Here is a 12658-nt window from a genome sequence, read left to right on the forward strand (position 1 = left end):
ACCTCTCCCCGCAGGCGGGGAGAGGTGAAGCACCGTTTACTTAAACGGCACCGCGTACATCAAGCCGCCCTTGCTCCAGAGGCCGTTGAGGCCGCGGTCGAGCTTGAGCGGGCTCGCCTTGCCGACATTGCGCTCGTAGATCTCGCCGTAATTGCCGGTGGCCTTGATCACCGTCACCAGCCATTTGTTGTCGAGACCGAGCCGCGAGCCGAGGTCGCCGGAGGCACCCAGCAGGCGCTGGACCGCCGGCGTCTGTGACTTCGCCATCTCGTCGACATTGCCTTGCGTGACACCGAGTTCCTCGGCCTCGATCAGGCCGTAATGCAACCAGGTGATGATGTCGCTCCAGACTTCGTCACCGTTGCGGGTGAACGGCCCGAGCGGCTCCTTGCTGATGGTCTGCGGCAGCACGACGTAGTCGGCCGGATTCGGCGCCGCGGTCGTCACGGCGCCGGCGAGCGCGGAGGCATCCTGGGTCATGGCATCGCAGCGGCCGCCGAAGAAGGTCTGGTACATGGTGTCGACACGGTCGAATACCAGTGGCTTCCAGTCGATGCCGTTAGCGCGGCCGTAATCGCCGAGCGTGACCTCATGCGTGGTGCCCTGCGCGACGCAGACAGTCGCACCCTTCAAATCCTTGATCTCCTTCACGCCGAGGTCCTTCTTCACGACAAAGCCCTGGCCGTCGTAGAAGTTGACCGGACCCTGGCGGAGGCCCAGCGTCACGCCACGCAGATAGGTCTGGGTCGAGTTGCGGTAGAGTACGTCGATCTCGCCCGATTGCAGCGCGGTGAAGCGGTTCTGCGCGGTCAGCGAGACGTAGCGCACCTTGCTGGCGTCGCCGAGCACGCCGGCCGCGAGCGCGCGGCAATAATCGACGTCGAGACCCTTGTAATTGCCCTGCGAGTCCGGCGCGGAGAAACCGGCAAAGCCGGCGCTGACGCCGCAGATCAGCGTGCCGCGGCTCTTCACCGTGTCGAGCGTCGCCGCCGACGCGGCAACCGTCGATGCCGCGAGCATGCCGGCTACGATAACCACTTTCCTCATCATATGACTCTCCCCTCAGTGATTGACACTACGCAACACGTTGTCGACGGCGGTGCCGAGCTTGTCGACGATCAGATCGATCTCGGCAGCCGAAGCGATATAGGGCGGCGCCAGCAGCACATGGTCGCCACGGACGCCGTCCACGGTACCGCCACCGGGATAGCAGCTGAGCCCGTTGGCGAAGGCTTCCGCCTTGATCTTCTGGTTCAGCTTGAGCGCCGGATCGAACGAGGTGCGTCCGGCGCGATCGGCGACGAGCTCGATCGCCCAGAACAGGCCGCGGCCCCTGATATCGCCGACATGGCGGTGATTGCCGAAGCGCTCGGTCAGCCGCTGCTCGAGCTGTTTGCCGCGCTCCTTGACGCGGTCGAGCAGGCGGTCCTCGCGGATCACATCCTGCACCGCGAGCGCGGCCGCGCAGGCGAGGGGATGCGCCAGATAGGTGTGGCCATGCTGGAACGCGCCGGAGCCCGCGCGGATGGTGTCGATGATCTTGCCGCTCGCGAGCATCGCGCCGATCGGCTGGTAGCCGCCGCCGAGGCCCTTTGCGATCGCCTGGATATCAGGAGCAATGCCCTCCTGCTCCCAGGCGTGCGTCGTGCCGGTGCGGCCCATGCCGCTCATGACTTCGTCGAGGATGAGGAGGGCGCCATGCCGGTCGCAGATCTCACGCACCGCCTTGAAGTAGCCGTCCGGTGCCGTCACCGCACCGGCGGTGGCGCCGACAACAGGCTCTGCGAGGAACGCCGCAACGGTGTCCGGTCCAAGCCGCTGAAACTCGGCTTCGAGCTCCGCGGCCAGTCGCGCCACGAACTGCGCATCGGATTCGCCCTCGTGCTTCTCGTGATAGGCAAAGGCCGGCGTCACATGGCTGAAGGCGCCGGACAGCAGGGGCGCATAGGGCGCGCGCCGCCAGGCATTGCCACCGGCGGCGAGCGCGCCGAGCGTGTTGCCGTGATAGCTCTGCCGCCGCGCAATGAAGTGCTGCCGCTGCGGCTCGCCGCCTTCGATGAAATATTGCCGCGCCAGCTTGATGCTGGCTTCGATCGCCTCCGATCCGCCGCTGACGAAATAGGCGTAGGCGAGACCGCCGGGTTCATGCCCGACCAGCGTCTCGGCCAGCACCTCGGCCGGCTCGGAGGAGAAGAAGGCGGTGTGCGCATAGGCCAGCGTCGAGGCTTGTTTTGTCATCGCCGCGATCACGCGCGGATGCTGATGGCCGAGGCAGGAGACGGCTGCGCCGCCGGAGGCGTCGATCACGCGCCGCCCGCCCTCGGCGAAAAGATAGACGCCTTCGCCGCCGATCGCCTTGGGCGGCGTTTCGCGCAACGAACGGTGCAGCACGCGGCTGGTGCGAGCGGCCATGGGTCAACCTTTCTCTGGGACGTAAGTGGAGGCCGCGGCGAGCCGCGCCTCGGTGGTTTCCAGGCGCTTCTTGGCGGCCGTGCCACCGAGCGAGAATGTGACCGCCGCGAGCGATTGCGCAATCGCGATGGCACCCGTGAGACTCGGGAAGAAGCCGGGGGACGAGGCCGCCTCGAACAGCAGCACGTGGTCGGCGCCTTCGGCCATCGGCGCCGAGAGGCTGTCCGCGATCGCGATCAGCGCTGCGCCGGCACGATGGGCGGCCTGCGCAACACGGACGCTCGCATGCGTGTAGGGCAGGAAGCCGATGACGATGACGGCTTCGCCGGGACGAAAGGCGCCGAGATCGAGATCGTCGGGGCCGGATGCACCGACGAGTTGCACCTGTTCGGGACGGAACAGCCGGAGCTCGTAGTTCAAGAGCTCCGCGACGCCCCGGCAGCTTCGGTAGCCGGCAATCCAGATCCGCTTGGCGTCGTGCAGCGCGCGGGCTGCATCCGCAATCGGCTGGGCCGGAATGCGCAGAAGGCCGGCGCCCTCGGCCTCGAGCTTGTCGGTGACGAGCGCGACATCGGCGTTCGGGCCGTGACGGCGGCTCTTGGCGCGGCCGGAGAAAGGTGAGATCTGCGATGGCCGCCGCGCTTCGGTGAGCGCCGCGCGCAACTGGTCCCAGCCGGAATAGCCGATGGCCTTGGCAAGCCGCGTGAATGCGGCCGGGTCGGCGCCGGCCTCGGCGGCGAGATCGCGCATCGAACGGGTGGTGGCGTCGTAGTCATTGGCGGCAACGAAGCGGCCGACCTCCTGCAGGCGCAGGGGGAGCGATGGCAACGCAATGCGCAGTTCGCTCAAGGGCGAGGATTTCGCGGGCTCGGCCATGAAACATTTGTTGCACGATTTTCAGATTGGTGCAACAGTTGACGTGCGCCGCCGGAAATCGTTGCTCTTGAGAAGGGTTTTTGTGCTGTGACTTCAGACAGTCCGAGACCGCCGCCCCGCCGTCGCTTCTTCGGCGGATTTGGGCGCCGAGAGCTGCAAGGCCTGTTCTGGCAGGTGCTCGTCGTCGGGATCGTGCTTGGGGTTGTCGCCTTCCTCTGGTCCAACACCGTCACCAATCTCTCGGCCCGCCGCATCACCACCGGCTTCGCTTTCCTCGGCCGCGAAGCCGGCATGCCGATCGCCGACAGCCTGCTCGCCTATAATCCGAGAGACACGTACCTGTGGGCCTTCGTCGTCGGCATCGCCAACACCTTGCGCGTCGCCGTGATCGGCATCGTGCTCGCGACGATCCTGGGCACGCTGATCGGCATTTCGCGTCTCTCCGCCAACTGGCTGTTGTCGCGGCTCGCCGCCGTCTATGTCGAAACGCTCCGCGACATCCCGCTGCTGCTTCAGCTCCTGTTCTGGTACGTCTTGATGCAGGCACTGCCGGCCGCGCGCGCGGCCTGGCGGCCGGTCGAGGGCGTATTTCTGTCCAATCGCGGCCTGATCCTGCCGGCAATCCCGCTGGGCTCGCCGCAGCTCTGGGTGCTCGGTACAGCCGTGCTCGGGCTTGCCGTGTTCTATCTCATCAGGCGATGGCTGATCGCGCAGCAGATGCGCGACGGCAAGCCGCGGCCGGCGTGGCCCTTTGCGGTTGGCCTCATCGTCGCGCTGCCGGCGGCAATGTCCGTGGCGCTTGGTGTGTCCTGGAAGATCGAATGGCCGGAGCTGCGCGGCTTCAACTTCGTCGGCGGGCTGACGCTCGCGCCGGAGTATTTCGCGCTGCTGATCGCGCTCGTGACCTATACCTCGGCCTTCATTGCCGAGATCGTGCGCAGCGGCATCCAGTCCGTGCCGCGCGGACAATGGGATGCCGCCAATGCGCTCGGCTTGCGCCGCAGCTTCATGCTGCGCCAGATCATCCTGCCGCAGGCGCTGCGCGTCATCGTACCGCCGATGACGAGCCAGTATCTCAACCTGACCAAGAACTCCTCGCTCGCGGTTGCGATCGGCTACCAAGACGTAGTGTCTGTCGCCAATACCACGCTGAACCAGACCGGGCAGGCGATCGAGGCCATCGCGCTGATCATGGCGGTGTTCCTGACCATCAGCCTCGGCATCAGCTTCTTCATGAACTGGTACAATTCGCGCATCGCGCTGGTGGAGCGCTGATCATGACGGCGATCACCGACATTCCGGACGCCCCGCGCGCTGCCCGCCGCCCGCAGATGGGCAATCCGGTGCTGCGCTGGCTGCGCACCAATTTGTTCTCGTCGATTCCCAACGCCGTTCTTTCGGTCGTGCTGCTGGCGATCCTCGCCAAGGGCATCTTCAGCTTCGTGCAGTGGGGCATCGCGAATGCCGTGTGGCTCACGCCGGCAAACGACTCCAGCGCCTGCCGCGCCGCGCGCGGCCTCGGTGCCTGCTGGGCGATCATCCCCGAAAAATATCGCTTCATCCTGTTCGGCACCTATCCGTTCGACGAGCAGTGGCGGCCGGCGCTGTCGGTGGTGCTGTTCATCGCGCTGTTCTATCTCTCCACCCGCCGCGCCCTGTGGCGGCGCGAGCTGGCCTATATCTGGATCGGCGCGCTCGCGTTGATCAGCGTACTGATGTGGGGCGGCGTGTTCGGGCTCTCCTTTGTGTCGCAGGACCGTTGGGGCGGATTGCCGGTGACGCTGATCCTGGCGACGTTTGGTCTCGCGTTCGGCTTCCCGCTCGGAATCCTGGTCGCACTCGGCCGGCGCTCAAAGCTGCCGGCGATCCGCTCGCTCTCGGTGCTCTATGTCGAGCTGATCCGCGGCGTGCCGCTGGTGAGTCTGTTGTTCATGGCGAGCGTGATGTTTCCGCTGTTCATGCCGAGTGGATTCAACATCGACAAGCTGTTGCGCGCGCAGATCGCCATCATCCTGTTCGCGGGCGCCTACCTTGCCGAAGTCATCCGTGGCGGCCTCCAGGCCGTGCCGCGCGGGCAATATGAGGCCGCCGATGCGCTGGGGCTGTCCTACTGGCGCAAGCATCGCCTGATCGTCCTGCCGCAGGCGATCCGCCACGTCATCCCGCCGCTGGTCAACACCTTCATCGCTTTCTTCAAGGACACCAGCCTGGTCCTGATCATCGGCATCTTTGACCTGCTGACGACGGCCAAGACCGCGATCATCGATCCCGCCTGGCAGCAATTCTCGGTCGAGGTCTACATCTTCGTTGCCGCGATCTACTTTGTGTTTTGCTTTGCGATGTCGCGGTACAGTCGCGGCCTGGAGGCGAATACCGCCTCGAGGTGAGCGGCTTTCCCCGCCGCGGGAGCGGGCCAGAAGCGCTGGAAGCCCATACTGGAGCGCGAAATGCTTATGCCGCGCCTATATCGCGTGCCTGGATTCAAACTGGCAATCCTACGCGGCGAGATCCATCTGCAATTTGCTGGTGGCACTCACAAGAGGCACGTCACATCATGATGAAATCAGTTCTCGCAGCGTCGGCCATGCTGGTCGCGCTTTGCTCCGCCGCCTCTGCCCACGAGGCAATGAATCACTCGCACATGGCTTCGGCGGCCACCGCCCAGATGTCGGAAACGCATCCGAACTCCTTCGCCTTCGCCGCTCCAACGGATGAGGCCGGATACGATGCGCATCGGTATCACGGCGGGCCGAAAGCGAACGACTAAGGTCTGACCGGCGCACGGCGGGGGACGGCCAAGCCTCCGCCGTGCGGCCCGCGTCAGGCCTTCACCTTGGGATCGATCGGCGTGGAGCCGCGCAGACCCAGAATATCTTCCAATACCTTCGCGCCGGCGATCACCTGCGCATCCGCGCGCGGGGCACCGACGACCTGTACGCCGACCGGGAGGCCAGACGCCGTGAAGCCGCAGGGCAGCGACAGCGACGGGCAGCAGGCGAGCGTGATAGCGTAGACGATGCCGAGCCATTCGACATAGTTCTCGAACTTCTTGCCGGCGCATTCGGCGACATAGCGGTGCTCGATCGGGAAGGGCGGCACGATCGTGGTTGGCGTCAACAGCAGGTCGTAGTTTTTGAAGAACTCGATCGCGCGCGCGGTCATGCCGACGCGTTGCGCCTCGGCGCGCGCGAGCTGCTCGACGGTGAGCTTGAGGCCTTCCTCGATGTTCCAGATCACCTCGGGCTTCAGGAGGTCGCGCTTGGTCCGCAGCAGATTGGCCTTGGTGATCGCGAAATCGAAGGCGCGCAGGACGTGGAAGCATTCATGCGCCTCGCGCCAGTCCGGATGCGCTTCCTCCACGATCGCGCCGGCCTCCGCAAAGCGTTCCGCGGCCTTGCGCGTGATCGCCTTGACCTCTGGATCGACCGGCGTGATGCCGAGATCGGGCGAATAGGCGATGCGCTTCGGCTTCTTGCCTGACTGCGCCGCCGACAGGAACGAGGTCGCAGGCGCCGGCAGCGACAGCGGGTCGTCCGCATAGTCGCCGCTCATGGCATCCAACAGCAGCGCAAGATCCTCGACGTTGCGCGCCATCGGCCCCACCACGCCGAGATTGCGGTCGATCGCCGATTTGGGCGTATGCGCGACGCGGCCGATGCTCGGCCGCATGCCAACCACGCCGCAGAAGGCCGCGGGGCTGCGCAAGCTGCCGCCCATGTCGGAGCCCTGGGCGAGCCAGGCCATGCCGGTGGCCAGCGCCACCGCCGCGCCGCCGGAGGAGCCGGCCGCAGACTTCGTCGTATCCCAGGGATTGAGCGTCGCGCCGAACACTTCGTTGAACGTGTTGGCGCCAGCGCCGAATTCCGGTGTGTTCGACTTGGCGTAGACGACCGCGCCATTGCCTTCGAGGTTCTCGACCATGAGATCGGACTGCTTGGGCACATTGTCCTTGAAGATCGGCGAACCCTGCGTATTCAGCACGCCCGCGACATCGGTCAGGTCCTTGATCGGTACCGGCAGGCCCGCGAGCAGCCCGCGCGCGCCGGCCGGCTTCTGCATCAGCGCCTTGGCGTTGTCCCGCGCGCGATCGAAGCATAGCGTCGGCAGTGCGTTGACCTTGCCGTCGACCTCACCGACGCGCTTCTCCAGCACATCCAGAAGCTCGAGCGGCGAGACGTCGCCGGATCGCAGCTTGTCGACGACGGTGCAGGCCGTTTCTCGGATCAGGTCTTGAGACAACTATTTTACTCCTGTGCTTATTCATTCGTCGTTGCGAGCGCAGCGAAGCAATCAGAACTGCCACAGCGGATGCATTTCTGGATTGCTTCGCTGCGCTCGCAATGACGGGAAAAAACTAACCCCAGCCCGCGCTGATGCCGCCATCCACGGTATAGATGACCCCCGACGTATATCCGGCGCGATCAGACGCCAGGAACGCCATGAGATCGCCGATCTCGCGCGCATGCGCGGGCCGGCCGAGCGGCAGGCTCTTCTGGAATTCCTTGTAACGGCTCTCATCGCCGAACTGGTGCTTTGCCCGCGTCTTGAGCAGGGTGACGTGGCGATCAGTGCCGACCGGGCCGGGATTGATGCCGACCACGCGGATGTTGTCGGCAAGGCTCTTGCCGCCGAGCGCGCGGGTGAAGGCCATCAATGCGGCGTTGCCGGCGCTGCCGCAGATGTAATTGGCGTCGAATTTTTCGCCGGCCGCGCCGATGTCATTGACGATGACGCCGCCGCCCTTCGCCTTCATCTGCGCGTAGATCTGCCGCGTCAGGTTGACGTAGCCGAACACTTTCAATTCCCAGGCGTGCCGCCAGGTCGCCTCGTCGATCTTGTCGATCGAGCCGCCGGGGATGTCGCCGGCATTGTTGACGAGCACGTCGATATCGGCGGCTTCCGTCGCGAGCCGCGCCAAATCCTCGGCCTTGCGCAGGTCCACGATGCTCGTCGCGGCATCGATCTGGTGCGCGGAGCGCAGACGGTCCGCCAGCGCCTTGAGCTGGTCGCCGCTGCGGGCGGCGAGCAGGAGGTTTGCGCCCTCCTCGGCAAACGCCTCGGCGGCGGCTGCGCCAATGCCTTTGGACGCGCCCGTGATCAGGACGCGCTTGCCACGCAGATGCAGATCCATGAAGGGTACTCGCTCGGTGGGAACATCAGGATCAAACCAGTAGGCGCTCGGCCGCGCCACGGTCAACATTGCAGTGCAGCGTTGCACTGCTGCCGAGTTTGGTCCATTGCAGTGCGGTCAAAAAGGCGGCGGCTGCCGGACCAACCAAGGACGTTCTCGATGAGCAAGAAACAGTACCGGATTGCAGTCATTCCCGGCGACGGCATCGGCAAGGAAGTGATGCCCGAGGGCCTGCGCGTTCTCGAGGCAGCGGCGAAGAAGCACGGGGTGTCCCTGCATTTCGACCATTTCGACTTCTCGTCCTGGGACTATTACGAGAAGCACGGCCAGATGATGCCCGACGACTGGAAGGAAAAGATCGGCAAGCATGACGCGATCTATTTCGGCGCCGTCGGCTGGCCGGCCAAGATTCCGGATCACGTCTCGCTGTGGGGTTCGCTGATCAAGTTTCGCCGCGAGTTCGACCAATACGTGAATTTGCGCCCGGTGCGGCTGATGCCCGGCGTGCCGTCGCCGCTGGCGAACCGCAAGCCCGGCGACATCGATTTCTGGGTGGTGCGCGAGAACACCGAAGGTGAATATTCCTCCGTCGGCGGCCGCATGTTCCCGGACACCGACCGCGAGTTCGTGACGCAGCAGACGGTGATGACCCGCATCGGCGTCGACCGCATCCTGAAATTCGCTTTCGAGCTCGCGCAGTCGCGGCCGAAGAAGCACCTGACCTCGGCGACCAAGTCGAACGGCATCTCCATCACCATGCCCTATTGGGACGAGCGCGTGGAGGCGATGGCGAAGAAGTTTCCGGGCGTGAAGTGGGACAAGTACCACATCGACATCCTGACCGCGAACTTCGTGCTGCATCCGGACTGGTTCGACGTCGTGGTCGGCTCGAATCTGTTCGGCGACATCCTCTCCGATCTCGGCCCGGCCTGCACCGGCACCATCGGCATCGCGCCATCAGGCAACATCAATCCCGAGGGCGATTTCCCCTCGGTGTTCGAGCCGGTGCACGGCTCGGCACCCGACATCGCGGGGCAGGGCATCGCCAACCCGATCGGCGCGATCTGGTCCGGCGCGATGATGCTCGAGCACCTCGGCGAGAAGGAAGCCGGCAAGTCGATCGTCGATGCGATCGAGCGCACGCTCGCCGAACGCACGCTCCGCACCAAGGATCTCGGCGGCAACGCCGACACCACCGCCTGCGGCAAGGCGGTTGCGGATATGGTGGATTGAGGCGGCAGATCTTCCCCTCTCCCCTTGTGGGAGAGGGTGGCTCGCCGCGTAGCGGCGAGGCGGGTGAGGGGTCTGTCTCCGCAGAGACGGGCCTCCCGTCCGAGAAGTTTTTCTTCGCGGAGAGAACCCCTCATCCGGCGCTTCGCGCCACCTTCTCCCACAACGGGAGAAGGGAAGGGCAGCGGTGTTTTTGGCGCACCCTAGACATACGATTTCCGCGTTGGATCGAAGATCGGCGGATAGTCGTTCTCGTCGAGTAGATCGAGAAACGGATCGAGCCCCCTGGACTTGATCAGCCCGAGCTCCTGATGCGAGATCAGGTTCACGGTCAGGATCTCCACGGGATCGCTCGCGATCTCCAGCGCCTCGGCGATCTGCTTATCGGGGCCGATGATCGGTGTGAGAAACAGGAACGTCTGGAAGTCCGTTCCTGCAACCGGCGGACACGGCAGCGCGACGTGATGACCAAAACCGAACCAGGTCGTGTCGATGAACGGCAGATTGGCGAGCCAGCGCAGATTGGCGCAAACCTCCTCTGTCGGCTCCCGGACATACCACATCAGCTCGGCACGTGGCTTTGCGTCGCCATGCACCCCCGGCATTCGCTGTTCGCTCATGCCGTTGGTCAGAAGCACATAACCTTCGTCAGATCCCTCTTCGCACACCGGCACGAAATCGCGGCCAAAGGCGTGGATGTCGATGCGGCGCTCCGCGCTGTCGGTGAAGCTGTGCTCGGGCTCGCCCAGCTCGCTTTCATAGATCGCGAGCCGGTGCCGGTAGAAGTCGGTTTCGGGTAACGGCTCGCTCGAGCCGGACATGAGCTTTGCAAGACGGGAGAACATGTGAACCTCGAGGGCGGATGTGGACCGGGATATCCGCGTTGTCGCGAGACGACGCGGGCCGGTTCAAATCCGTTCCACGAGTGCGGTGATGCTTCGCTTTAGTCCAGACCTCGTTGCGCGATAGTGCACTTGGCCGGGCTATTCTCAGCGATGCGCTTCGTTCCCGACTAGCCCGCGATCTTCTCGATCGCCGCCTGATCCAGCCCGAACTTCGTCCCGGCCTCCAGGATTTCCTGCCAGGTGGTCGGGTCGACCGGAATGCCTTCGGCCAGACGCTTCTTCCTGGTCTCGCGCTCGGGATCGCCGGCGATCTTCACCTTGTCGACGCCGGGAGCGGGCGGCGAGCCGGTGTGCCAGGCAACAAAACTCTCGACCTCGCTCGCAAGGTTGTCGCCGGTGCCGAGCTTGTTCGGGTCGATGACGATCGAGAGCATGCCGTTGAGGACGTTGTACTTGCCGTCGGACGGGCCCTTGACCACCTGCCCGCCGGAGAGCGCGCCGCCGAGGATTTCGCACACCAGTGCGAGGCCGGAGCCCTTGTGCTCGCCGAACGGCAGGATGGCGCCGTGCGGCGGGATCACGGTGTAGCGCGGGTTGGTGGTCGGCTTGCCTTCATTATCGATGATGGTGCCAGGCTCGAGTTCGACGCCCTTGTTGTGGGCGACGCGGGTCTTGCCCTGCGCGATCCTGCTGGTGGCGAAGTCGAGCACGATCGGGTCCTTGCCCCTGCGCGGGATGCCGACGCAGAACGGGTTGGTGCCGTGGCGCGCATCGCTGCCGCCCCACGGCGCCACGATCGGGCGCGAGATCACGTTGACGAAGTGGATCGAGACCAGCCCGTGGTCGATGCACTGCTCGGCCCAATGGCCGATGCGGCCGATGTGGTGCGAGTTGGAGAGGCCGACGAGACACACGCCGTTGCGCTTGGCGCGCTCTGCCGCCAGCTCCATCGCTTCATGGCCGATCACCTGGCCATAGCCGGTGAGGCCATCGAGGGTGAGAAGCGGGCCGGTGTCGAGCACGACCTTGACGTGCGCGTTCACGGCGAGGCCGCCCGTGGTGACGCTCTGGACATAGCGCGGGATCATGCCGACGCCGTGCGAGTCATGTCCTCTAAGATTGGCCTCGACGAGGTTGGTGGACACGAGCTCGGCTTCGCGGTCCGTAGACCCGCCCGCCTTGACGATGGCACGGACGACGTTGGTGAGCGGCTCTGCCTTGATGGTGCGATAGTCGGCCATTGTTGTTGCTTTTATCCCTTCACGATCCGGCGGCAATGGACCCATGCCGCTTCAATCAGGTTCTCGCTCGCTTCCGGCGTGCGGAAGGCCGAATGCGCCGACAGCGTCACGTTCGGCAGTCTTGTCAGCGGATGGTCGCCGGGCAGGGGCTCGATGTTGAAGACGTCGAGGCCGGCATGGCGGATATGCCCCGACTTCAGCGCGTCGATCATCGCCTGCTCGTCGACGACCGCGGCACGCGCGGTGTTGATCAGGATGACACCGGGCTTCATCGCAGAAATCTTCTCGCGCGTGATCATGCCGCGGGTCTCGTCGTTGAGCAGCAGATGGAGCGACACGACGTCGCTTCTCGCCAGCAGCGTGTCGAGATCGGTGAACTCGACGCCAGGATGGCTCTTTGGCGATCGGTTCCAGGCGATCACCTTCATGCCTGAGCCGACCGCAATGCGTGCGACTTCCGCGGCGATGCCGCCGAAGCCGATCAGGCCGAGCGTCTTGCCGGTGAGCTGCATGCCATCCTCGCGCAGCCAGTTGCCGCCGCGCATCTCGCGATCCATCATCGCGATGACGCGGGCGGAGGCCCACATCAGCGCAATCGCGGATTCGGCGACGGCGGTGTCGCCATAGCCCTTGATCAGGTGCACGGAGATGCCGAGCTCGGCGAGTTCTTCCGGATTCATGTAGCTGCGCGCGCCGGTGCCGAGGAACACGACGTGCTTCAGCCCCGCGCATTTCTTCGCGACCTCGGTCGGCAGCGCGGTGTGATCGACGATGGCGATCTCGGCACCATCGAGGACTTCAGGATATTGCTCCGGCTTGATGTCGGGATCCCTGTGGATCCGCACCTTGGGGTCGCCGGGCTTCTCCAGCCGCTCCATGATCACGGCGAGGGCTTCGTTGGCGTCGACGAAAACTCCGCGCAT

Annotated in this window: 12 protein-coding genes; 4 read left to right on the plus strand and 8 right to left on the minus strand. The window is 65.0% G+C overall.

Features of this window, described 5'->3' with window-relative positions; translation table 11 throughout:
• Positions 1-36: 36 nt before the first annotated feature.
• The 3 genes from AB7245_RS13935 to AB7245_RS13945 are packed head-to-tail and all read right to left on the minus strand — an operon-like array spanning position 37 to position 3288.
• Positions 37-1050, minus strand: coding sequence for an amino acid ABC transporter substrate-binding protein (locus tag AB7245_RS13935; protein ID WP_063984716.1), 1014 nt, complete (start codon positions 1048-1050; stop codon positions 37-39).
• 12 nt (positions 1051-1062) lie between these two features.
• On the minus strand, positions 1063-2412 hold the full coding sequence (locus tag AB7245_RS13940) for an aspartate aminotransferase family protein (RefSeq protein WP_085403951.1): 1350 nt from the start codon (positions 2410-2412) through the stop codon (positions 1063-1065).
• Between the two features lie 3 nt (positions 2413-2415).
• Complete coding sequence (locus AB7245_RS13945) at positions 2416-3288, minus strand: MurR/RpiR family transcriptional regulator (RefSeq protein WP_135215962.1); 873 nt, start codon at positions 3286-3288, stop codon at positions 2416-2418.
• A gap of 87 nt (positions 3289-3375) precedes the next feature.
• On the opposite strand from AB7245_RS13945, the gene AB7245_RS13950 reads away from it, so the two are divergent.
• From AB7245_RS13950 to AB7245_RS13960, 3 genes are all read left to right on the plus strand, one after another.
• Positions 3376-4563, plus strand: a complete 1188-nt coding sequence (locus AB7245_RS13950) for an amino acid ABC transporter permease (RefSeq protein ID WP_085403949.1) — start codon at positions 3376-3378, stop codon at positions 4561-4563.
• Between the two features lie 2 nt (positions 4564-4565).
• Positions 4566-5675: an amino acid ABC transporter permease gene (locus AB7245_RS13955; protein ID WP_085403948.1), complete on the plus strand. Its 1110-nt coding sequence runs from the start codon at positions 4566-4568 to the stop codon at positions 5673-5675.
• Positions 5676-5872: 197 nt separating this feature from the next.
• The gene (locus tag AB7245_RS13960; protein WP_135215961.1) at positions 5873-6055 is read left to right on the plus strand and encodes a hypothetical protein; all 183 of its coding nucleotides are present in this window, start codon (positions 5873-5875) and stop codon (positions 6053-6055) included.
• 53 nt (positions 6056-6108) lie between these two features.
• On the opposite strand, the gene AB7245_RS13965 is transcribed toward AB7245_RS13960, so the two are convergent.
• Complete coding sequence (locus tag AB7245_RS13965; protein ID WP_135215960.1) at positions 6109-7527, minus strand: amidase; 1419 nt, start codon at positions 7525-7527, stop codon at positions 6109-6111.
• Positions 7528-7642: 115 nt separating this feature from the next.
• Positions 7643-8419, minus strand: a complete 777-nt coding sequence (locus AB7245_RS13970) for an SDR family oxidoreductase (protein WP_085403946.1) — start codon at positions 8417-8419, stop codon at positions 7643-7645.
• Between the two features lie 159 nt (positions 8420-8578).
• Between AB7245_RS13970 and AB7245_RS13975 the strand changes: the two genes are divergently transcribed.
• Positions 8579-9652 carry a tartrate dehydrogenase gene (locus tag AB7245_RS13975; protein WP_063984708.1) on the plus strand — a complete coding sequence of 358 codons (1074 nt, stop codon included), beginning with the start codon at positions 8579-8581 and terminating at the stop codon, positions 9650-9652.
• A gap of 200 nt (positions 9653-9852) precedes the next feature.
• On the opposite strand, the gene AB7245_RS13980 is transcribed toward AB7245_RS13975, so the two are convergent.
• From AB7245_RS13980 to AB7245_RS13990, 3 genes are all read right to left on the minus strand, one after another.
• Complete coding sequence (locus tag AB7245_RS13980; protein ID WP_071915765.1) at positions 9853-10494, minus strand: suppressor of fused domain protein; 642 nt, start codon at positions 10492-10494, stop codon at positions 9853-9855.
• Between the two features lie 167 nt (positions 10495-10661).
• Complete coding sequence (locus AB7245_RS13985) at positions 10662-11735, minus strand: malate/lactate/ureidoglycolate dehydrogenase (protein ID WP_071915764.1); 1074 nt, start codon at positions 11733-11735, stop codon at positions 10662-10664.
• A gap of 11 nt (positions 11736-11746) precedes the next feature.
• Positions 11747-12658 carry an NAD(P)-dependent oxidoreductase gene (locus AB7245_RS13990; RefSeq protein WP_085403945.1) on the minus strand — a complete coding sequence of 304 codons (912 nt, stop codon included), beginning with the start codon at positions 12656-12658 and terminating at the stop codon, positions 11747-11749.

The organism is Bradyrhizobium sp. 604_D8_N2_3 (genome assembly GCF_051810765.1).
GTDB classification, from domain to species: Bacteria; Pseudomonadota; Alphaproteobacteria; order Rhizobiales; family Xanthobacteraceae; genus Bradyrhizobium; species Bradyrhizobium barranii.